Origin of the sequence: Formosa sediminum, assembly GCF_007197735.1 — a bacterium.
Lineage (GTDB): Bacteria > Bacteroidota > Bacteroidia > Flavobacteriales > Flavobacteriaceae > Formosa > Formosa sediminum.
The window spans coordinates 3,391,120-3,415,508 of the sequence record NZ_CP041637.1; the positions used below are offsets into that span (position 1 = coordinate 3,391,120).

Sequence of the window (24,389 nt, forward strand, 5' to 3'; positions counted from 1 at the left end):
TATGTTTATCGTCTCCAACTTTTAAACTTATGTCCCCATATTGCAAAAAATAAGATGAATGCATAACAGGGGATTAAAATCCAATAACTACTGGTGGCGGCTTGTGCGATTGCCTCTGACTCTGATAAGCCTTCTGATAGTAATGATACGTTATTCAGATCAACCAGTTTTCCATATAATGGCGGAATCACTGCGCCTCCTGAAATAGCCATAACCAATAAGGCTGATGCCGTTTTTGTAAACTTCCCTAAGCCATCTAAGGTTAGAGGCCAAACGGCGGGCCAAACCAAGGCATTTGAAATACCTAAGGCTGCCACAAATAGTACTGAGGTTAGTCCTGAGGTTAATATAATGCAACAGCTAAATACGATTCCTAAAATGGCACTTATAACTAATGCCTTATGCTGCTTTAAATATTTTGGAATTAAAACAACGCCTAAACCATAGGTTAATACCATAGCCAAGAGTGTGAAGGTAGTGAAGAATTTCGCTTCCTCTGAAGAAAACCCTAGTGAAATCCCATAAGATATTATTGTATCTCCTGCAATAACTTCTGCGCCTACATAAAAAAACAAGGTTAGTACTCCTAACCATAGATGTGGATACTGAAATACACTCGTTTTTGCTGCCGTTGTTGCAGAAGTTTCTTCTGGTGTTTCTGGCTCTTCTAAATTTGGAAGCGGTGCTTTTCGTATTAAAAACCCTAAAACCAATAACACAATAGCCATGACTATATATGGAGTAACAACACTATCGGCCATAGTATTTAATAATGTTTCTTTTTCTGCTTCCGAGACGAATGCCAGTTTATCTTTTACGCCATCTATACCAGATAATAACAAGGCACCAAAAATTAAAGAGCCTAATGCGCCTGCCACTTTATTGGCGATTCCCATTATGGCTATACGCTTGGCTGCACTTTCTATAGGTCCTAAAATAGTAATGTAAGGATTAGAAGCCGTTTGTAAGAGTGTCATCCCTAAACCTTGTATAAAAATACCTGTTAAAAACACCCAATAGGTACGGGCTTCGGCTGCGGGTATAAAGATTAAAGCTCCAAAAGCCATAACAAATAACCCTAATGACATCCCCTTTTTATACCCTACTTTATTTATTATATAGGAAGCTGGAAGTGCCATAACTACAAATGAAATATATGAGGCTGATGCCACTAAATAAGATTGCGCATCGGTGAGCTCGTTTATCGTTTTCATAAATGGAATTAAGGCGCCATTAATCCAGGTTACAAAACCAAAAATGAAAAATAAGCCCGCAATTATAGCTATGGCGATATGATTGGTTTGGGGTTTTGGTGCAATTGCTTCTGTTTTGTTTTGCATAGGTTTATTGGTGTTAGTATGTGGGAATTATTATTGTAAGCATAATTCTAAATGCATTTGCTCGTCAAAACTTTCTATAAGCTTAAATTGATTTTTTGCACGGTCTAAATTGTGATTAGGATATTTAGTTTTATAATAAATATCATTATTTAGATAATCTGTTAAAAAACGCAATGCCATTATAAAAATCATAGTCTTAGCTCCTAATGGTAAATACTTAGATTCTGTTGGAGTCAATGCATTATTAATGGTTTCTAAAAATCCTTTTTTATAAGCTTCATAATATGTTTTGTTAAATGAAACTAAATTCAAATCTTTTTCATCTTCTGCAGCTGTATTACAAATCGTCCTAATCGCATCTCCAAAATCATAATGGATTATCCCTGGCATTACCGTATCTGTATCAATAACACATAATCCTTTATTTTCCTTGTCAAATAATGCATTAGAGATTTTTGTATCATTATGAGTAACACGTAATCTAATAGCGCCTGAAGTTTTTAAATTCTGAAGAATATGCATTTCATCCTTCATCATTTCAACTTTATTAATACAATCTTCAGCAATAGCTTTACGCTCATTAGTAGCTAAATTTAAAGCTTCTTTAAATTGTTTATATCTAAAGGACATATCATGAAAATTAGGTATAACTTCTATTAATTGCTGAGTATCAAAATCTCCTGTTAAGTTCAAAAATTCTCCAAACAATTTTCCACCTTCATAAGCAACAACTTCGCTTTCCACCACATTGTGTGTGAAACTGTTAGCTATAAAAATCGATAAATTCCAATAATTTCCTTTCTCATCTATATAATACGACACTCCACTTGATGTAGGAATAAAGGTTAAAACCCTTCTATGAAGATCTGATTTATTTAGATTTTGAAACTTAGATTTTAAATGATTGCTAATTGCAACCTTATTAGATATTAATCCTGGTACATCTTTAAAAACTTCATGATTTATACGTTGTAAAACAAAAGCTTTATCTGTATGTGTTGTTATAAGATAGGAATCGTTGATATGGCCTGACACTAATTCTTTAGAAGAACGATAGTTTGAAAGATGCTCAAATTGATTAAATATATTTTCTATTTTATTTTTATTCATCAGACCAAAGATTAGATGGGTAAATATTTGCTGCTTTTAGTTTAGATATCACATCTTGAGCTATTTTTTTATCCTCCTTATAGGTTACTCCAAACCACTTAGCATCAGATTTTAAAACCTTAACAGTTGCTATCCCTGAATTTAAAATTTCATTTACCACACTCGGAATAAAAAATTCGGCCTTTAAATTATCTTTATTTTCTTCAAGAAATGTTTCAAATAATTGTGTACCAAACTCAAAACATTTAGGAGTAAACCCCCAAAAATTCATTGATACAATAGTTTCTCCTGCGATAGGTATCATGTTACCGTCATCGTCTTTTCTAATAATACCAGAAGATGTATTTTCTATATGTAATCGTTCTGTAACATCTGTTAAAAAACCTTCAGAATTAACTTGACATTCTCCTCTTGAGACATAACCATTATCGGAAATCGTATTTTTTAGCAAATAAGCCATTGTACAAAAATTATAAGACTCTTTATCTGTTTCTTTTAAAGCTTTTGCCATAGTTAGAAAAGCTTCTCTACCATAAAAATCGTCTGCATTAATAATTGCGAAATTTTCTTTCACCACATCTTTAGCCATTAGTAATGCATGTCCTGTACCCCAAGGTTTTTTTCGTTTTGGATTAATATAAGCTTCAGGCACATTTTCTAATTCTTGAAACACATAATCTACTTCAGCTTTACCAGCCAATTTTTTATTAAATACTTCTCTAAATTCATCTTCAATATTTTTTCTAATAATAAACACAAATTTACCAAAGCCTGCTTGTAAAGCATCATATATGGAAAAGTCCATAATTGTATCTCCTTCTGGAGAGAATGTATCTAATTGTTTTAATCCACCATAACGGCTTCCTATTCCTGCGGCTAAAATCACTAATGTTGGTGTGTTCGAATTCATAATATAATTTTTTATTAAGCAAAGGATCTTTGTGAAAATTTGCTTTATAGCATAATATTTTAAGCTAAGTTATGCATGTAAAAGCAATAAAAAAAGAAAAAAGTAATAAAATGTGCTCGAGCACACATAATTTGTGCACGAACACATATGTTAATGTTAAAATTAATTCAAACTTTATTATATTTGTACTAATGAATAAGAAATATACAATAAAAGACATTGCATTACTTGCTGGAGTATCTAAAGGTACTGTTGATCGTGTACTACATAAAAGAGGTAAAGTATCGGATACAGCTCTAAAAAAAGTGACCGCTATTTTAGAAACTATCGATTACAAACCCAACCTTATTGCTCAGAATTTAAAAAATAATAAGACGTATCATATATGTGTGTTGTTACCCGATCCTAATATTGATAATTATTGGCAAAGATGCAAGATTGGTATATTAAATGCCAGTCAGGATTTTGAGCCTTTTAATGTAATTGTTTCTATTATTGAATTTAATCCACAATTCACAGAATCGTTTGTTGAAAATCATCAAAAAGCTTTAAAGCAAAACCCTGATGCAGTTTTACTTGCACCTCTTTTTTATAAAGAAGCTCAAACAGCAATTACAGATTATAAAAATTTAAACATTCCTGTTTTAACATTTAATAATCAAGTAACTCCAATTACTGCAGATGGATTTGTTGGTCAGGATTTAATACAAAGTGGCCGTGTAGCCGCTAGATTATTTGAAACAACAATTAGATCAGGTCATATTACTATTATTCATATAAATGAAGACATATCTAATGCAAAACACATGCAAGAGAAAGAAAGTGGATTTAGAACTTATTTTGAAAGTAAGGAAGAGAACGCTTTTAAAATATCTACATTACATGTTGAAGCAGATAAATTACACGCCCTATTAACCAATTATTTAGAAAATAACACTGACACTAAAGGCTTATTTATAACGACATCTAAATCTTACTTGGTAGCAGAAACTTTAGAAGCATTACGTATTAATGATATTACTTTAGTAGGTTATGATTTGTTAGATTTGAATGTTAAGTATTTAAATTCAGGACACATTACGTATTTAATAAACCAAAATCCTAAACATCAAGCCCATTTAGGTGTTACTTCTTTAGCTGAACATCTTATTTATCAAAATAAAATTTCTAAAACCACATATTTACCTTTAGATATCATAAATTCTGAAAATGTTAAGCAATACATTACCAATTAACACTCGTTTTTGTAAATAACACATTTTATATAAAAAGCGGTTTCAAAACCGAAATTTTGAAACCGCTTTCAATTCGTTTTGTTCTTATTTATTAAATGTAACTTCTAATGGTGTGTTTATTTTCTGTGAAAATTCACGTAAATACGTCTCCCATGAAGCTTTGGTTGGATATTGTTGTGACTCCTTCCAAGCAAAACCAGCGTAATATACGACTTTATTATCATTCACCTTAAGTTGTGCGTAGAGATTACTTCTATCTTTCATCGAGGTTACATAATACTCTGATGATTGCATCAGACCTATTGGAGCTACTACTGCCGTACCTAATTCTGAATTGAAATAATTAGATTCCCAATATGAAATCCATCCTTCTGATACGGTTTCTGTTATTGTGCCTTCGTTATCATGTAAAGTTAAACCTACTGACAATTCATCTGTTCCTGATACATGTATTTCAAATCTTGACAAATTATTTCCGTAGTCTAAAGAAATGTGTTTCTCTTCTGAGATGGTTTGCCCTGCGGCATCCCAATCTGAATAATCTAATACAAAACTTGTTCGTATTGGACCTGTGGTTATTCTTTTCCAGTCTGTGAAATTTTTAGAAATATAATAGGATGTATCGATCTTTACGGCAGACCCTCCTACTCCTCGACTTGAACCTACATGAAAATTATCTAAACCTTCCCCATGATCTATATGGTAAGCTCCTGGATTTTTTGCATTCTTCGCATACCATTTATCTATAATGGGATACTCTACTTTTTTTAACCAAGCATCTATTCCGCTAGATAAAGTTCCTCCTGGTATAGAATCTTCAATCATTTTTTGAGCTTGGGGTCCGTATGTTCTAAATGCAACTTTATTGTTTTCCCAAGTATAATCATCTGTGCGTTCTGGTACAAATCTTGAATAACAATAGGCCATAGTATCTTGCGTTGTGCTTGTGTTACTTTTAACCAATGCAAATTGTTTTTCTGATTTTGGATCTAATTCCGGTTGAAACAATAAAACATCGGATACTCCATCCTGATCCTCATCTACAAATTGAGACACTAAAATTGTTTTTGTCTCTACATCTTGTATACTTAAATCTTCAAAATTCTCTCCTGCCTCTAATTCTATTTCGCTTTTAGATATTTCTACAGTTTCAAAACTTCTAGATAATTCTAGCGTGTTTTTTACGGTAAATAAACGATTCTCCTTTTTTTCAGTATCGCAACTTGTACAGAGTATTGAAATTGCAATACATGTATATATACACTTATCTTTCATTTTAATTCAGTTATTTTTGCAACATCCATATCGTTATAATCTAAGTTCTCTCCTGCCATTCCCCATATAAAGGTATAATTTGAAGTACCTGACCCAGAATGTATAGACCATGGTGGTGAGATTATTGCCTGATCGTTCTGCATCCATACATGACGTGTTTCTTGTGGTTCTCCCATAAAATGACATACCGCTTGGTCTTCTGGAATATCTAAGTAAAAATAAACTTCCATGCGTCTATCATGCACGTGGGCTGGCATGGTATTCCAAACACTTCCTGTTTTTAATTCGGTCATTCCCATTTGAAGCTGACAGGTAGTTACAATACCTCCTATTATCATTTGGTTTACTGTTCGGTGATTGGCTGTTTCTAAAGACCCTAATTCTATTTTATTAGCATCTGATTTGCTTACCTTTTTAGTAGGATAATTAACGTGTGCTGGGGCTGAGTTAAGGTAGAATTTTGCGGGTTGATTTGCATCTTCGCTAGCAAAAACAACTTCTTTATTACCCATACCTACATATAAGGCATCTTTTAATCCCAACTCATATTTGGTACCATCTACAGTTACAGATCCTTCTCCTCCAACATTGATAATGCCGAGTTCTCTGCGCTCTAAGAAAAAAGCAGCTTTTAAGGGGTCTATAGCTTCTAATGTTAATGCACTTGTGGTGGGTACTGCAGATCCTGCTATGTAACGGTCGTAATGGGAATAGGTTAAATTAATACAACCTGCTGCCATTAAATTATCTATTAAAAATTCCTTGCGTAATTTTTGGGTGTCATAGGTCTTTACCGTTTCTGGACTTGACGCATAACGCGTTTCATAATTCGTACTCATAGTTTATACTTTTTAAAAGGAGGAACTTTATTTATAAGCTCCTCCTTACTTACTAACAAACAAACAAACAAAAAAAAAACTCTTTATATTTTAAATCTTCTATTACTCAAAAACATGTTTTGCATAATTAACCCCCATTTTAGAGTATAACGCTTCAAATTTATTTAAGCGTTTCAAAAATTCTTCATAATCTTTTTTATTATCACCAGAATACCATGCTACTTCAGAAATTGCTGTCATTCTTGGTAATAACATATACTCTGCATAATTTGGAGTAGCAATATATTCTGTCCATAAATTACCTTGAATTCCTAAAATATTTTTACTCTCAGTTTCTGTTAATTCTTTTGGTAAAGGGTTAAACAAATAAATATCTTTAACTGTATTTGGACCACGTCCTCCAACTGTTAACGGTTCGTTTAGGGTATCAGCGACCTGATAATAATCTAAGTAATAAGGTTCTCGAGGCGTCATGATAACGTTCTGACCTTGTTTAGCCGCTTGGATACCTCCTTTAACTCCTCGCCAAGACATAACTGTTGCTTCAGGTGTAACTTGACCTTCTAAAATTTCGTCCCATCCAATTATTTTCTTTCCTTTTCTTTTTAAGAAAGCACTCATATGATTAATAAAATAGCTTTGTAATTCTTCTTCACCTTTCAAATCTTTTTCTTCAATAAGGTGTTGACAATTAGGACATCTTTTCCAATTATCTTTAAGACACTCATCTCCTCCAATATGGATGTATTCAGAAGGAAATAAATCTGCAACCTCAGCAAGCACATTCTCATAAAATGTATATGTACTTTCTTTTCCTGCGCAAAGTACATCTGATTTTATTCCCCAGGATTCTTGAACAACTTTCTTTACTCCCGAATTTAAGAGTTCCTTTGTTTTTTCTGATATAATATTGTCATTCATCGGTGTAACTTCATCAGGAAAACAACTTAAAAATGGATAGGAAGCTATTGCTGCGCCATTATGTCCAGGCATATCAATTTCAGGAATTATTGTAATGTGTTTTTTCTTTGCATAATTAATAATATCTTTTATTTGATCTTGTGAATAAAATCCTCCGTGCTTTATATTATCACTTTTAGTCCCTGGAGTTCGCCCTATTTCTGTACCATTTCTCCAAGCGCCTACCTCTGTTAGTTTAGGATATTTTTTTATTTCAATTCTCCATCCTTGGTCTTCTGTTAAGTGCCAATGAAAAATATTCATTTTATGCACTGCAATTAAATCAATGAATTGTTTTATAAACTCTACATCATAAAAGTATCTTCCAGTGTCTAACATCATCCCTCGATGTGAAAATCTAGGCTCATCTTTAATATGTAAAGCAGGTATTAAATATTCTTGAGATTCTGAATTTAATGAACTGTTTAGAATTAATTGTTTTAGAGTCTCTATAGCATAAAAAGCGCCTTTAGTTGTTTTTGCCTTTATATCGATTCTATCATAAGCTATATCAAGAACATATCCTTCTTCTGAATTAATAGTATCTGTAAGTTCTAAATTAATAATATGTGTATTATTAAAATTTTTGTCTAAGCTTGATATAGAAAAATTGGTAATATTTTTAATTGTTTGTATTAAATATTCCGTTTCATTATTTAATACAGAATCACTATATACAACTGTATTATCATCTATTTTAAAACTTCCGTTAAGGATTTGTAAATTAGATGGTTTTGGAATTATATTATAGTCATCTATAGTATGGTTAATACTTTTATACTTATCATATTTATTTGAACAACTTAATACGATAAAAGAGAGTATTATTAATAAATTATATTTCATTTTTTAATCTTATTAGTTAAAATATATGCCAACTGAATTTCACCTAGTCTTATTAATATTTATACCTAAAAAGTTAGTATGTATAATTAATAATATGTGTTTGTAATAAAAAATGATGAAAATTCTTCAATAAAACTGTGTGACCAATTTTATTGAAGTATTCTCATTTTCATCATTTTAACCACCTAACTTATATTGTTTAGATTATTATAATATTAATATATTCTGAAAGGTTTAATAACCTGGATTTTGAGTTAAATTAGGATTTAACAGGATATCTTGTTCTGGAATTGGAAACAAATATTGACGTTCAGGGAAAATAATTTCATTAAGTGTACGGCAGTATCCTGCGTTTAAAAGCCCTGTAAAATCAGGTAAACCATCTTCGTCTATTTCAGGAGTTTGCCCCCAGAACCATAAATCTTTATTTACTAAATTATCCATTAGTGGACCGGTTGGAGCTACGTTTATATTTGTATCTACAGTAACATTTAGTAAACCATATGTATAACCAGTTAATGCCTTCTCTGCTAATCTCCAACGAATTAAATCCATATAACGACGCCCTTCAAAAGCGAGCTCTGCTCTACGCTCATTACGCACCTTGTAACGTAACTCCTCTTGATCTGTTGTTGTAATTCTAGGATTCTCAAAAGGAGAGTTAGCATAAGCCCTATCTCTCACTGCATTTAAAGCATCTAAAACACTTTCATCTATTTGGTTTAATTCAATTTTTGATTCTGCATACATTAATAATACATCTGCATATCTCATAACAATTAAATCTGGATCTGTTCTTAAATCTATCCAATCTTTAGTTATTCCTTTTTTAAATAGTAGACCATTATAAGCCGCATAAGCACCTATTGAGCGAGTATCTTGATTTCTAATATCTAAATTATTTTCGTAATCTCTTACCACTTTGGCATTTGGATGTGGGTTATAATCAATATCCATAAAGTTTGAGCCTGAACTAGGATCTAGTCCGTCTCCATCTACTAAAGATCCAAATGGGGCTATAGTTTCTAATAAACGAGGATCTCTATTTTTGAACGGATTTTGAGGATCAAATAAAGGAGATTCATCAATTGGTAAACCATCTACACATTCATACGAAGCTAAGAGCTCCCATGTAGGATTACGTCCTGCATATCCGCCATGATTTCTTGGTAAAAAATCCTGAACATTATCTGCTCTAATTACATTTAATTCTTCGCTACGTGGAATATGAAAAATAGTTTCTACAGAATTTTTAGTAGTAGACTCAAAAAGCTCTCCATAATCTGGATAAAGCTCATACTCATTTAAATCCATGCAATTTTTAGCTGCTGCTGCTGCAATTTCATAATCTCCCATATATAATGCGATACGTGCTTTCATGGCGTAAGCGGCTCCTTTAGTAGCATACTCTAAACCATTATAAGATACAGGTAGGTTTGCAGCTGCACTATCGTAATATTCATAAATTTTTTCTTTAACAATATCTTTAGAGGTACGTCCTATTTCAAAAGATTCTTCAACAGAAATTTGTTCTTCATAAAAGGGGACATCTCCAAAATGTGCAATTAAATAGGCATAAAAAGATGCTCTTAAAAAATTAGCTTCACCTAAAAATTGTGTTGCTTCTTCATCTGTTAATACAGATTGCGTTTCTAACTCTTCAATCACTGCTAAAACACGAGTAACTCCTTTATAAATTGTTGTCCAACCAGTATTTTCTGAAGACATACTCCCTGACTTAATAGCATGTAAGGCATCACGTCTTTGCCAATCATCATCCATGCCTTCATAAACTTCATCTTCTGGCCAAAAGACCTCACGGTAAGTTTCATTAAGAGATTCTCTAAATTGATCTGATGTTTGATACCAATTCCCTGAACTAGCGGCATCTTCTTGTGCTAAATCTAATTCTGTACATGAGTTAAAAAGTAAGCTTCCTAGAATTAAACTTAATATGTATGTTGTGAATATATATTTTTTCATGATATTTTGTTTTAAAAGTTAGCCTTTAATCCTAAAATGAATGATTTAGTAATTAAATATCCACTTTGTTGTTCTGGATCAATTCCATCAGGAAGATTATCAAATGTAAAGAGATCGTTACCAGAAAGAAAAATTCGTAAGCTTGTAAAAGGAGTTTTAGGAATATCTTTATTATGAAGTGTATAGCCTAAAGTTAAATTTTTAATTCTAGTATAAGAACCATCAATTAGCCAAAAATCTGAAAAACGGTAGTTATTACTTGAAGAACTCTCTGATAACCTAGGATATTTAGCATTCTCATTTTGTGCTGCAGTATTATAATTACTATAGTAGCTATCTGCATAAATTTCACTTACTGCCTGCCAATCATATAAAAATGGACGAATGTAAGTTTGTGATAAATAAAAACTTTGTTTACCTACCCCTTGTACTGTGATTCCTAAATCAAATTTTTTATAGTTTAAATTAATAGTTCCTCCATATTGATAATGAGGTAAAGATCCTCCTAAGTAATCTTTATCTAACTCGTTAATTACACCATCAGGGACACCATCTGGACCACTTATATCTTTATATTTTATATCACCAGGACTTACAGCGGCACTCGTTACAGCAGAATTATCGACCTCTTCTTGGGTTTGGTAAATTCCATCAGACACATAACCAAACCAACTCATGTATTCTTGATCTTGAACAGAGATTAAATTTCCTGAGATTAAACGTTTACCATTAATATCTCCTACAATTGATTTAGAATCAAATACATTTGCCGAAACTGAATATCTAAAATCTCCTATAGAATTATTATATGACAGAGCCAATTCCCAACCTTTAGTATTCATAGACCCTACATTTACAACTGGATCTGTAAATCCTGTTAATGTTGGGATACTTAAGCTTAATAACATATCTTCTGTATCTTTTATAAAATAATCTGCAGTTAAAGACAGTGAATTATTAAACAGAGATAAATCTAAACCTACATCCTTAGATATTGTAGTTTCCCATGTAACATTCTCTACAGCCAAATACGTTTGTGCGGCAGATCGTACTGCATCAACATCTGCTCCATTAGCAATTAAAGCATTACTAAATTGCAATACAGATTGATATAAATAGTTACCTAGTCTGTCGTTTCCTAAAGCACCATAAGACCCTCTAAGTTTAAAAAATGAAACAGTTTTATTTAGAGGCTCCATGAATTTTTCTTTAGACAGCACCCAACCTCCAGAAATTGAAGGAAAAGTTCCCCATCTATAATCTTTAGCAAACCTAGAAGAACCATCTCTTCTTACATTTGCTTGAAGGTAATAAGTATCAGAAAAATTATAGGCTAATCTTCCAAAATAAGATATATATGCATTTTCAGAAATTGTAGAACCATTATCAAAAACCCCATCTATAGGAGCTTGACTAAGATATGGGTAATCTGCACTAACAAACTCATTTCCTCTTACACTTAAAGTTTCATAATTTGCATCAAATTCTTCATAACCAAGCACACCACTAAGCGCATGATTTCCAAAAGACTTATCATAATTTATGAGTGCTTGAGTCGTTAAAGTATTATCAAAAGTTCTATTTTCAATTAAATTATTTTGATTAGCATAATGATTAGAAATGTAAGCTGGAATTCCTGTTTCACCAGGGTCATCATAATCATAATATGGTATAGCTTTATTAAAGTATTTATATTTATTGAAATTGAAATTTGGTGCTAAATTAACCGAAATTTTAAGGTAATCTGTTGGTTTGTAATAAGCACCTATTTTACCATAAAACAAATACGATTTACTTGTTTGAAAGCCTCCATATTGTAATACAGCATAAGCATTTTCTCCAGATTTGCCACCTGCAATTCTACCATCTTCCCATACTGCTGAATAATTAGGCGCATAACTTAATGCTGCATCTGTGGGATCTTCTATTGGGTTATTATTTGTTGTTAATTTAATTGCAATATCTGCTGTTACTCCAATTTTGTCAGAAATCTTTAAATCATTATTTAGTCGAGTTGTGTATCTATTCCAGTTACTATGGTCGTATAACGCATTCTGTTTCTCATAACTCATTGTTAAACTAGTTTTTACGTTTTCTGAACCACCGCTTACTGCAATGTTATGTCTATAACCATCTGCATAATCTTTTAAAATTAAATCTTGCCAATCTGTATCAGGATATTGGTCTGGATTTTCAAGGTGATTTGCATTATAATTAGCAATATAATCTGAAGCCCAAGTTGGATCTTCTACACCAGTGTTTCCATTATCATTCCATGCTTTTTCATTATCCATTTCAAAATAGCGAGTCACATCAACATTTTTTCTAGTTTCATTGGCTGTACTAAGAATAAATTCCCCACTATAAGACACCTTAAATTTTCCTTCTTTTCCCCTTTTGGTGGTAATCACAATTACACCTGAAGCAGCTCGAGATCCGTACATTGCAGAAGAAGCTCCATCTTTTAAAACTGAAATACTTTCAATTTGATCGGGGTTAACGTCATTAATATCTTCAACAGGTACGTCGTCTACTAATATTAATGGTGAACTATCTCCTTGCAAAGTAGATATTCCTCTAATATTAATTGTATTACTTGCTCCAGGAGCACCACTGCTACGAGTTACTGTAACACCTGCCACAGCGCCTTGCAATGCATTAGATACATTTGTTGTGTTTCTAGCTGTAATTTCATCGCCTTTAACAACACTTATAGATCCTGTAATGTCTTTTTTTGATTGTGTTCCATAACCTATAACAACAATTTCATCTAGACTGGTTGCTTCTTCAACCATAGTTATTTCTAAATTACTTTTACCATTAACATTTAATTCTTGAGTTAAAAACCCCATATAGGTAACTAATAAAACAGCACTACTAGAAGACACTGTAAGTTTAAAATTACCATCGAAGTCTGTTTCTGTACCATTTTTAGTGCCCTTTTCTATTATAGATGCTCCTGGTAGTGGCATCCCTGTATTATCAAACACAACTCCAGAGACTTGGATTTCTTGATTATTGGTTTGAATTATAGGCACAATGTTTAGGGCGTTTACTTGTGTTTGTAGAAACATAGATAATATGCAAAAAGTTAACACATGTAATTTAATTTTACTCTTCAATGCCATATACTTTGACAGAAAGTAAATACATTTTGGTGGATGATTCATAATGATAGTTTTTAGTGATATTGTTAGTGTTTTACATGTTAACCTCCGCGGCTGGCAACACATAATGATAATTAAAGAATACACCATATTCTTTAAATTTTACATGCATAGAATTATCGTTTTAACTAAAAATTCATACATATATCGTTAATTATTTTACTAATCTACAAATTTATATTTAAAATTGTGCTCGAGCACACAAATTATTTGTAAACATTTTTATTATTATTAATGAACATAAATTCAGGCGTTTATCTAGTTAACTTAAAATTGTAAGTTGTACCGTCTTGCACTGAAAAAGTCAAGGTTGTTGTATTTTTATTTACAGTTAAATTTGTTTTAGAATCGCTTTCTTGAAGCTTCCATATACCTTGTAAAGTAACTTCTATACTAATGGGGTGTCCAAAACCTGGTGTAGCCTTTCCAGAATCATCATAAAAATTTAAGTTAGGATCAACCACACTTAATTGAATAGATTTCCCTCCCGTTTCGTGTAACATTATAAGCGACGGATTTGAGACTGCTTTTATATAAGGTACATTTAACGATGTACTATTTTGAAAAAAACTATAGCCGTAAGTATGTAACGCTTTGTCATAAACCACATGCGCTAAACTATCTGCTTGAATAACTTGAAAACTTGAGTCTTTAAAACGGCCCGTTTTAACTTTTTCAATCATATTTTCATCAGAAAAAGGGTAAATCACGTAGCGATAACTTGAAGAAGTTGGAGCTACACCATGATCTATCCATGCCACAGCATAATTACCTTCTGTTTCTTTTACACCTTTACCTTTAGTATTCATTTTACCAGTATTTATTGAATATTTGTTGTGGTAAGAATGTTGATGATCTAATTTTATATGTACTTGATTATCTGAAATTAGGTGGTATATATTCTGGTATGCATCTATATACCACGAATCTTTAGTATCTGAATTAATACTTTGATTAAAACCTAACTTATTAATTGCACCTATTTTTGAACTAAAAATGTTTTTAGAAATATCTTCATTTAGATAATTTTGAAAGAGCGTAGTTTCTACAGAATGTTCGTTATCAATACTCGATATATTTGTTCCAATACAGATTAACTTATTTCCAAAAGAAAATACTGATTTACGAGCCTTAAGTTTACCTGGAAAACTATAGCTACCACGTTTGCCATCTGAATTGGAACCAGAACTTTCATCTAGTATCATAGAAAATACACCATTGTTATCTTGTTTAACCGCGCCCGCAAACGTTTGATTTGATTTAAACATTAATAACGATAAATCTGATTCTAATTCTTTTAAAGGTAAATGTATTATAGTGGCTCCGGGATATCTATTCCAATCCCAACCTAACTGATTAAATCCACTTCCATATTCTCCTTTTTCAGAAAGCAATTGTATTGTTCCATTAGCCGGATAACGTCCATAACGGTTTGAAGCTATATAAATTTCTGAAGCCCATACATACTTACTGTAACCTTTAATTATAGCTGCCCAATCTTTTCGTCTATGAATTGCAGTAGATGCATAAGGTAAAACATGATAACCAGGTAAAGTTTCAGGTTTTATATTATATTCATTTTTTAAAACAGCAGCGGTCTCTTTATCTTGATCTCCCCATAATCTTAAATACGCACTAGCAAATTCTCTATCTATTTTTGAAGTATAATCTGGATTTCCAGAATACGCCATATCTAAAAATTGTGATTTTAATGGCTCTATTGTATTATCTTCTAAAGGGTGTCTACCTGCATTTGCAAAACCATAATCAAACTTATTACTATATAACACTGTTGTTAAAATGGCTTTTTTAAAATTTTGATGGCCAACCATACTAATCTTAAATTGTGTGTTTGATAGTGTTCTAAATACTTTAGGTAAATTTTTAAAGGCCCCCATGCCATATGCGGGATAATGCCCTCCATGATGCCATGATGTCCCATCTTTTTTAAATACACCTTGCTCATTATCTTGTGCTAAAGTTATGGACATGTACTTGCTATAAGCATTTAGCAATAAAGCTATTTTATTAATATCTGTACGCATAAAAATTATCATTAAATGATAAAATGATTGCGTATTGAAATAATCTATATTAGCAACAAAATCATCTTCTGGAGCTAATATTTTACCTAAATTAAAAACCCACTGCATGCTTTTTCCCACCTCATCTAATAAACCAGCTTGTTGTAATGGGGCTCTCATTATAAAAAAAGCTTTAGCTAAATCTTCCATACTATATCCAATATGGTGTCGTGTTCCTCCTGAAGCCCCAGCTTGCCACCCTTGGTCTAAAAAATATTGTGTAGCCATTATAAAATTAGAAGATATTACTGATTTAGATTTTTCATCTCCTTGTAAATATAAGTCCGCAAGCTGTTTGAGTATGGCTCCAAATCGATGAACTTCCATAAAATCTTCATCGTATTTTGGTGGTTTATTATAATATGTTTCATCGTATCTAAAAGTGAGAGGTCTTCCCTTCACTGTTTGATCTACATTTAAATTTAATTTAGAATAAATTTCTGTAGCTTCGTGTACCGTATTTTTTAATTTTAAAGTATCAATAAATCTACTATTTAATCTTTGTAAAATAATATCGATTTCTTTTTTTGTAGCTATAGATACGTCTTTAGCCTTACTATTTTCAATATAATTATAATATGCTATTGAAGGCATCCAATGGTCTTGTTCTGGAGCAAAATCTTGTTTTAAAAAGGGAACACTGAAGTCTGGATAAGCATACCTATCATCCTGATATTGAGAAAACACCAAATCATCAATAAAAACTGTACCTGGTTTTTTAATATTAACCGTACTAATTTTAAAAGTTTTAAAATTTACGGGAGTATTACGTTTTGGTGTGTGACCATTCATTTCGTAAAAAGGAACCCAAATTGTTCTCCATCCTGTAAAATTTAAAGGGATTTCAAACCAAATTTCATCATCATTTGCATCTGAATAAAAAGAAAAACGTAAAGTACCTTCTTGTATATCTTCATTATAGATAGAGAAAATAGTAGTGGGACTATTTGGAAAGTAATCACCATAAGCAAGCGGACTTTCTTCTTCTGTAAGGATATCTAAAAAGCTTGTTTTGATATAACTATCTTCTTTAAAGTCCCAACGTAATGATGATTTACCTAATTTATAATGTTTATCACTTAAGGTAATAGTGCTTGTTTTATTATGATCAAAATGATTTAATTCTGATTGGTTTTCAAAATTAACTTTATACGGCTTTTTTTCTTGTGCGATAAGTATTGCACAAAAACAAAAAAACAAAAGAAAGCAACTTATTTTAAAATCAATTTTGATCATAATTATCTAATAGTGTAAAATATTAATGTTGTTTATAATACTTATTTTAGTACTATAAACCCATTTGTTTATTTATAGTTTTAGTCTTATAATTCACTGAAGTATTTCCAGCACCTTGTAACCCTATATCTACTGGACTGTTAGTTTTCCAATGTCCTCTAGTAAAATCTGGTATATCTATAGAATTGGAACGATTGGCTACGGATTGCTCACTTAAAGGACTAATAGAGCTCCATAATGCCGCATCGTATACATCTTGATCCAGAGGTAACCCATTACGCAAACAGTCTATTAAACGCCAATCCATTATAAAATCCATACCTCCATGTCCACCAATTTTTTTAGCTAGCTCTCCAACTTTTTTTACAAGCTCAGGTGTGTATTTTTTTTCTAAATCATTCATCTCAGAAGTACTTAGCCATTTATCATTAACGGCAACTTTGCCTGGTGTAGGCCATTTTTGAGCAAATGCTTTAGTTCCGCTAACCATATGAATTCTAGAGTAAGGTCTATCTGAAGATACATCATGCTGAATCATAATACTTCTACCTTTTTTAGTCTTAATCATTGTTGTATTCATATTTCCTCTAAAACTTCTATTAGCATACTCAGCGTAAAACGGATCATGTATTGCTTTTTCTCGGGCTAATTTTTGCATATTAAAATCTGCTGAAGACAATGAACTTAGATAATCTAATTGATCTCCTCTGTTAATATTCATAATTTGGCATATTGGTCCCAATCCGTGTGTAGGATATAAATTTCCATTACGAGATGCATTTTCTTCTAAACGCCACATGCTTTCATATCCACTAGTTTTATTAAAGTTAAGATCTAATAGATTATGAATATATGCTCCTTCCCCATGAATAATATCTCCAAAGTAATTTTGTCTAGCCATGTTAAGTGTGAGAAGTTCAAAAAAATCATAACAACAATTTTCCATCATCATACAATGTTTTTTTGTACGCTCAGAAGTTTCTACAAGTTCCCAAGCTTCGTCGATGGTTTTAGCAGCAGGAACTTCTACTGCTACGTGTTTTCCTGCTTCCATCGCATAAACTGCCATTGGAGTATGCCAATCCCAAGGTGTTAGAATGTAGATTAAATCGATATCATCTCGATCAACCATTTCTTTCCATGCGTAAGTGCTTCCAAAGTATAAATCTGGTTTGTGTTTTGTACCCTTAAGAATCTCTTTAGAGTTCATTACACTTTTTTCTCTTAAATCGCACAACCCCTTTATGGTTACACCTTCGATCATGCTCATACGTTGAACAGCACCAGGTCCACGCATCCCTAAACCAATAAAACCAATGCGTACTTCTTCTAATTTTGGTGCTCTAAAACCTGACATGTTAAATAATGAGCTGCTAGATTTTAAATAGTTGGAATCTTTAATTATTGTTTCTGAATTTGCAGAAAACACACTACCTCCTAATAAGCCTAATGCGCTTATAGACGATAGTTTCATGAATTGTCTTCTCTTATTTTCCATTTTTAATATTTTATAATATATTTATAAATTAAGGTTGATCGCTTTATGCATTTGCTTCTTGATAACAACGTATTTCAAACAATCTAGCTAATTTATCTCCATTTGTTTTATGTACTTTAACCGTTAATGCTTTAATAGTTTCTTCACTGAAATTATGTTTTGCTAAACGCAAATAATTATTTTTAATATTTGCTACGACTTTTTTCCCTTTAGTGGTTTCTAATTCTACAATATAATCAGAAATGGTTTCAGGTTGTGGCCCTCTAACTTGGTCTTTATAAACCCAATCTTGTGGAGACATTCTTAAAAATCGGTTTAATCCAGTATCAAAAGTGAGTTGAACTGTATTTAATTTAACAGGCTTTTTCCATTTTAATGTGATCCATTGTGAGCCACTTTCCATTTTAGCTTGCCATTGATGCACATCTCCATCAGCTATGTCTCTATTTATACCGTCTATTACCTTTATGGCTTTACCTTTATTTGTTTCTGAAGAACTTTTTACACTTGCAATTCTTGCTAAATCATTTTCATCTTCATTTTTCACACCAAGAATAGCTTGATCTTGTTTAAGTAAAAGTTGCTGATATGTTTTTAGCTCTTTTTTTTGGGCTGCTAATGCATTTGGACTAATAGAATGTTTAAAACAGTATGCCATTGCTGTTCCTACGGCTTGACCAAGTATAGCACAAGTAGCCATAACACGTGTAGAGGATAAAGCAACATGAGAGACACTAATATTACGACCTGCAAAAAATAAATTGTTAATATTTACACTAAACAGCGAACGATAAGGTATGGAATATGGTTTTTTTAATGAGATAGACACATACGGTACATCTCCTGTTGTATCCATTCCTCCTGGTGGATGATCATCTAAAGGCCAACCGCCGTAAGCAACTCTATCTTCAAATAAAGTTGCAGCTTGCACGTCTTGTTGTTTCATAATATATGGCCCTTCAATTCTACGACTTTCCCGTTTTCCAGGAATCATACCTATCCATGATAATGCCCAGTTTTCTGATTCAGGATGATTTCCAGAATTTTTAATGTAATCCCAAACTCCAAATAAAGTAGCTAATAAATCATGTCTGTTTTGTTGCCCATCACTAATTACATCTATAGATCCTCCTAATTCTAACCACCAATATCCGTACTCATAAGACCCAATATTTCGGTGTGCAAAATCCTTAGTTGTATATTTACGCGCCCAAACAGGTGGTGTATAAGGCATTTTAGTATCATGGTGTTGTGCCATAAACAAAAGGCTATTTCCCATTGTTTTTTGATCTGCAACATCTACTGCCAAAGATTCTCCGAAAGTAGATTTAGCCTCTCTACCCCTCATATATTTAGCACCTGCTTTAGCAGCAAGGCTTCCATCTCCAGTACAATCTGAAAAGTATTTAGCAGTAATTTCAGATATTTCTTCGGTTGGAGAACTAAGTCCCCAAACTTTTTCAATGGTACCGTTATTCACTTTTACATCGTAGAAGGAAGTGTCTAGTAATAACGTTATGTTAGGTTCGGAGATAATCTTATCATATAATACAAAATCCCACATTTCGTAAGATCGTTGTGGATTTGTAACGGCTTCAGTTAGCACTAACTCTTCTAATATACCCGTCTCTCTCCACACTTGTTTTAGCTGACTTGCTCCAGAAATGTGCATTCTTATCTCGCTACTTGCATTCCCTCCTAATCGCGACCTGTCGTGCATTAATAAAACTTTACTACCATTTCTTGCTGCAGCGATTGCGGCGCAAATACCTGACATACCTGCTCCTACAATACAAACATCTACTTCATATTTTACACGATTGTAAACGTCTGTATTAACTAGAAATTCTCCTGCATTAACATCTCCATTTTCGTCTATATATAAGTCATTATTACTATTTGCTAAAAGCGTAGTAAAATGCCCTCCCATAGCTACAGCACCAGTGCTTAAGCCCAAAGTTTTTAAAAACCCTCTTCTGTTATTCATAATTTTATTTTTAAATACATCCTTTATTAATTAGTATAACTTAAAATATTGGTTGCAAAGGATGCAAAACTATTAGTTTCATCTTTCGATAATTTTAGTAAATATGCTTTATCTGTTTTACTAAGTGATGATGCATTATATTTAATAATTTCAGATAAATGACTGTATTGACTTTTTTCTAAATATTTGATTTGCTCTAAAAGAGTAATGATATTACCTGATGCTATTTTGATATGCTGTAATCTATTCAAAGTTTCATTTTGCATTTCAAAATTAAAATCCTCAAGTAAATCAATCATTTGTTTTTGAATTTCAAAATTATTCCACATCTCTGCGGTAAACTTATCAATAGCAAAATATGGTACATAGTGCTCACCAAATTCTACCAATCTTAATAAATACTCAGTATATTTTTTTAAAGTAGTATTAACATGACGTAATCCATACATTTGTAAGTGATAGTCGTCTGAGTATATCATACTTTCAATAAGATTATTAGTTAACAAATTAGCTTCTGTGTATTTTAAAATACTGTCTGATATTTTGCCATTAACAATATTCCATAAAATGTGTGTACTATACACTGCACCAGATACGACACTGCTTTTTAATGCTGGTGATGTTGCTCCTGTTACCGCATCAACCTCCAAGGAAAATATTGTATCTGTTTTATCTATTAAATCTTTAGCTTCATAATTAGCTAAAGGGGAAGTTTTATCCTTTAAAATTTTAATTAACTTTAAATGATCTTCTTCTGAAAAAAGTTTGTGATCTAATTTTGTAAATGGATCAGATTCCACTTCTTTATATTTTGCAAAATCACCTAAAACGTTCCAATATAAATTAACCTTTAAATCATAACAAAGTCCCGATTCACAAACCGGTGTCTCTACATAGGCATAATAAAATTCTGGTACATTGTTAGTATTGTAAATTAGGTCAATATTAACCGGAATTGAATCTTTTAAATAGAGTACCATAACAGACTTCTCTACTTTATTAAAAGTTTTAAGAGGTCGTTTAAAAGCATAGATTTGAATTGCTATAATTATACACATTATAGCTAAAGCACTTTTCTGTAATGTTATGTTTGCTTTTTTAGTCAATTTTAAATAAGATCTGTAATTGTTTTTATAATTCTATTAGCTAGATCATTGGCATTTTTTAGAGATGTACTCTCTGCATATATTCTTATTATGGGTTCTGTGTTAGATTTACGCATATGCACCCATTCTTTATTTTCAAAATTTATTTTAATCCCATCAATAAGTTCTAGCGACTCGTTTGCATAAAGTTCTTGTATTTCTTCCAAAATAATATCCAGATCTACATTTTGAGGCAGTTCAATTTTTTCTTTTGCTATAAAATAATTAGGATACGTTTGTTTTAACTCTTTACAAGATTTGTTTGTTACGGCCAATTGGGATAAAAATAAGGCTACTCCCACTAAAGCATCTCTTCCGTAGTGAGACTCTGGATAAATAATACCACCATTCCCTTCTCCACCAATAATTGCATTTACTGCTTTCATCTTTTCTACAACATTAACTTCTCCAACTGCACTAGCAAAATATTTACCATTATGTAGTTTAGTAATGTCATTTAAAGCTCTAGATGATGATAAATTTGAAACGGTATTCCCTTTTTCCTTACTTAAAATATAATCTGCACACGCCACCAAAGTATATTCTTCCCCAAACATAGTACCGTCTTCATTTACTAATGCTAAACGATCTACATCAGGATCTACAACAATACCAAGATCTGCTTGTTCTTTTATCACTAAATCTGAAATATCTTTTAAATGTTCTTTTAGTGGTTCCGGATTATGCGGAAATTTTCCATTTGGTGTACAATATAATTTAACACACTCTACATCTAATTTTTCTAATAATTTAGGAATAGCTATCCCTCCGGTAGAATTTACGGCATCTACAACTACTTTAAATTTTCTTTTCTTAATAGAGTCTATAGCTACATGTTTTAAAGCTAAAACCTCATTAATATGGTCTTCTATACTATTTTTATAAACTTCGTAGGTACCTAATTCGTCTACAGGAGCAAATATAAAATCGTCATGTTCTGCAATGTTTATAATATCCTCTCCTGCTTTAGCATTTAAAAATTCTCCTTTAAAATTTAATAACTTTAACGCATTCCATTGTTTGGGATTGTGACTAGCCGTTACTATAATACCACCATGTGCTTGTAGTTTTGTTACCATTAATTCTACAGTAGGCGTTGTAGATAATTCTAAATCTATTACATTTATACCTAAACCATTAAGTGTATTGGAAATTAAACTACTTATCATAGCTCCTGACATACGAGCATCTCTTCCTATTACAACACGCAATGGGTTTTGGTTTGATTCTTTTTTTAACCATGTACCGTAAGCTGCAGCAAATTTTACTGCGTCAATAGGGGTTAAATTTTCTCCTGTTTTACCGCCTATAGTCCCTCGTATACCTGAAATAGATTTTATTAGTGTCATTATGTAATTTTATTTATATTTAATTTATTTAGTATTTAGACTTTTAAACTCAATTCTTTCTCATAAAACGCTATTGTTTCACTTAAACCAGCTTCAATAGACCATTTTGGTTTAAAACCTAAATCGTTAAACTTTTTTGGATTTGCCATAGAATGCTTTATATCTCCTGATCTAGTATCTAAATATTTAATTTTGGATTTAGAATTGGTTATTTTAATGATATGTTCGGCCAATTCTTTAACCGACGTACTTTGACCAAGAGCAACATTATAAACACCTTTACCTTGTTGAGAAGCAAATAAATTAGCAGATACAACATCTTTTACATAAATAAAATCTCGCGTTTGCTCCCCATCCCCATAAATTAATAATGGTTTGTTTTGTAATGCATTAATAATAAATATAGGCACTACTGCTGCATATGCAGATTTAGGATTTTGTCTTGGCCCAAACACATTAAAATATCTTAGAGAAGTTGTTGGCACATTAAACTCGTTTCTGTACATGTCTAAATAATATTCTCCGTCTAATTTTGTTATTGAATAAGGTGTTAAAGGCTCTGGTGTCATTGTCTCAACTTTAGGAGACACAGGATTATTTCCATAATTTGCAGCAGATGAAGATAACACTACTTTACAGCCCTCTGTTTGTCGTGCTGCATCTAAAATATTTATAGTCCCTATAGTATTAATTGATATGCATTCGTTTATTTTTAAAAGAGATTCAGGAACACTTACTAAAGCAGCTAAGTTAAAAACCGCATTAGCACCTTTAACATATGTCATAACTTGTTCTGAATTTCTTATATCAACATTTTGATAAGACACATTAAAGTCTTCAATATTTTTTTTAAAACCTGTTCTGAGATTATCTAAAACCACTACTTCGTGACCTTCATTAGACAGATGTTCTACAATGTGACTACCAATAAAACCGGCTCCTCCAGTTACAACATATTTTTTCATATACTAATTTTTAATTGACATTCTTTGTGTTAATTTATCGTTAATCCACAGTAGATTAATTAATACAGGAGTTAAACATAAATTCTCATAATACATACTATTTCAACAAAAATGAGTCCTAAAACATAAAAACAAAATAACAAACTGATTTACAAGTCTTTATATGTAATTTTTGTTTTTTTAAATGTATTTTATATTATTAACCTTGGTACAATTTATATAAAAAAATATATAAAAAAAAGAAATAATCATAAAAATGTGCTCGAACACATAAATATTAACATTTTTAATGTGTTCGTGCACAAGTTAATTAATTGTTAAAGCTTAAAATCAAAATAATGATCAATATTGGTGTTAAAAAAAATGTAACGCTAGGAATAAAAATATAACTGTTTGAATTGATAAATACCATATTAAAGATTGTGCTAGAAAATTTTAAGGTGATAAAATGTTTGAGTTC

General features: G+C 31.7%; 15 protein-coding genes. 1 reads left to right on the plus strand and 14 read right to left on the minus strand.

Features of this window, described 5'->3' with window-relative positions; genetic code table 11:
- Nucleotides 1-5 precede the first annotated feature (5 nt).
- From FNB79_RS14905 to FNB79_RS14915, 3 genes are read right to left on the minus strand one after another with little or no spacing between them, the layout of a single operon-like run.
- The gene (locus FNB79_RS14905; RefSeq protein ID WP_143382115.1) at nt 6-1,340 is read right to left on the minus strand and encodes a sugar MFS transporter; all 1,335 of its coding nucleotides are present in this window, start codon (nt 1,338-1,340) and stop codon (nt 6-8) included.
- 30 nt (nt 1,341-1,370) lie between these two features.
- Nucleotides 1,371-2,450, minus strand: coding sequence for a phosphotransferase enzyme family protein (locus tag FNB79_RS14910; RefSeq protein WP_143382116.1), 1,080 nt, complete (start codon nt 2,448-2,450; stop codon nt 1,371-1,373).
- Nucleotides 2,443-3,360, minus strand: coding sequence for a sugar phosphate nucleotidyltransferase (locus tag FNB79_RS14915; protein ID WP_143382117.1), 918 nt, complete (start codon nt 3,358-3,360; stop codon nt 2,443-2,445). Before FNB79_RS14915 ends, FNB79_RS14910 begins: the two co-directional genes overlap by 8 nt.
- A 191-nt stretch (nt 3,361-3,551) precedes the next feature.
- Between FNB79_RS14915 and FNB79_RS14920 the strand changes: the two genes are divergently transcribed.
- Nucleotides 3,552-4,595, plus strand: a complete 1,044-nt coding sequence (locus FNB79_RS14920) for a LacI family DNA-binding transcriptional regulator (protein ID WP_143382118.1) — start codon at nt 3,552-3,554, stop codon at nt 4,593-4,595.
- Nucleotides 4,596-4,679: 84 nt separating this feature from the next.
- On the opposite strand, the gene FNB79_RS14925 is transcribed toward FNB79_RS14920, so the two are convergent.
- The 11 genes from FNB79_RS14925 to FNB79_RS14975 all read right to left on the minus strand — a co-directional run bounded on the left by FNB79_RS14925 (nt 4,680) and on the right by FNB79_RS14975 (nt 23,929).
- Nucleotides 4,680-5,870, minus strand: a complete 1,191-nt coding sequence (locus FNB79_RS14925; protein WP_143382119.1) for a DUF4861 domain-containing protein — start codon at nt 5,868-5,870, stop codon at nt 4,680-4,682.
- The gene (kduI, locus tag FNB79_RS14930; protein WP_143382120.1) at nt 5,867-6,709 is read right to left on the minus strand and encodes a 5-dehydro-4-deoxy-D-glucuronate isomerase; all 843 of its coding nucleotides are present in this window, start codon (nt 6,707-6,709) and stop codon (nt 5,867-5,869) included. The genes FNB79_RS14925 and kduI overlap by 4 nt, the downstream gene beginning before the upstream one ends.
- Nucleotides 6,710-6,811: 102 nt before the next feature.
- Nucleotides 6,812-8,515: a beta-N-acetylhexosaminidase gene (locus tag FNB79_RS14935; protein WP_246073283.1), complete on the minus strand. Its 1,704-nt coding sequence runs from the start codon at nt 8,513-8,515 to the stop codon at nt 6,812-6,814.
- 234 nt (nt 8,516-8,749) lie between these two features.
- The gene (locus tag FNB79_RS14940) at nt 8,750-10,498 is read right to left on the minus strand and encodes a RagB/SusD family nutrient uptake outer membrane protein (RefSeq protein WP_143382121.1); all 1,749 of its coding nucleotides are present in this window, start codon (nt 10,496-10,498) and stop codon (nt 8,750-8,752) included.
- A gap of 11 nt (nt 10,499-10,509) precedes the next feature.
- Nucleotides 10,510-13,572: a SusC/RagA family TonB-linked outer membrane protein gene (locus FNB79_RS14945; protein ID WP_185967786.1), complete on the minus strand. Its 3,063-nt coding sequence runs from the start codon at nt 13,570-13,572 to the stop codon at nt 10,510-10,512.
- A 347-nt stretch (nt 13,573-13,919) separates the two neighbouring features.
- The gene (locus FNB79_RS14950; RefSeq protein ID WP_185967787.1) at nt 13,920-16,949 is read right to left on the minus strand and encodes a chondroitinase family polysaccharide lyase; all 3,030 of its coding nucleotides are present in this window, start codon (nt 16,947-16,949) and stop codon (nt 13,920-13,922) included.
- An 88-nt stretch (nt 16,950-17,037) separates the two neighbouring features.
- The gene (locus FNB79_RS14955) at nt 17,038-18,483 is read right to left on the minus strand and encodes a Gfo/Idh/MocA family protein (protein ID WP_143382124.1); all 1,446 of its coding nucleotides are present in this window, start codon (nt 18,481-18,483) and stop codon (nt 17,038-17,040) included.
- A gap of 43 nt (nt 18,484-18,526) precedes the next feature.
- Entirely contained in the window at nt 18,527-20,470 is a 1,944-nt protein-coding gene (locus tag FNB79_RS14960; RefSeq protein WP_143382125.1) for an FAD-dependent oxidoreductase, read from the minus strand.
- Nucleotides 20,471-20,496: 26 nt separating this feature from the next.
- Nucleotides 20,497-21,576: a hypothetical protein gene (locus FNB79_RS14965; protein WP_143382126.1), complete on the minus strand. Its 1,080-nt coding sequence runs from the start codon at nt 21,574-21,576 to the stop codon at nt 20,497-20,499.
- 2 nt (nt 21,577-21,578) lie between these two features.
- Nucleotides 21,579-22,964 carry a phosphoglucosamine mutase gene (gene glmM, locus FNB79_RS14970; RefSeq protein ID WP_143382127.1) on the minus strand — a complete coding sequence of 462 codons (1,386 nt, stop codon included), beginning with the start codon at nt 22,962-22,964 and terminating at the stop codon, nt 21,579-21,581.
- A gap of 35 nt (nt 22,965-22,999) precedes the next feature.
- Complete coding sequence (locus FNB79_RS14975; protein WP_185967788.1) at nt 23,000-23,929, minus strand: SDR family NAD(P)-dependent oxidoreductase; 930 nt, start codon at nt 23,927-23,929, stop codon at nt 23,000-23,002.
- Nucleotides 23,930-24,389: the final 460 nt, after the last annotated feature.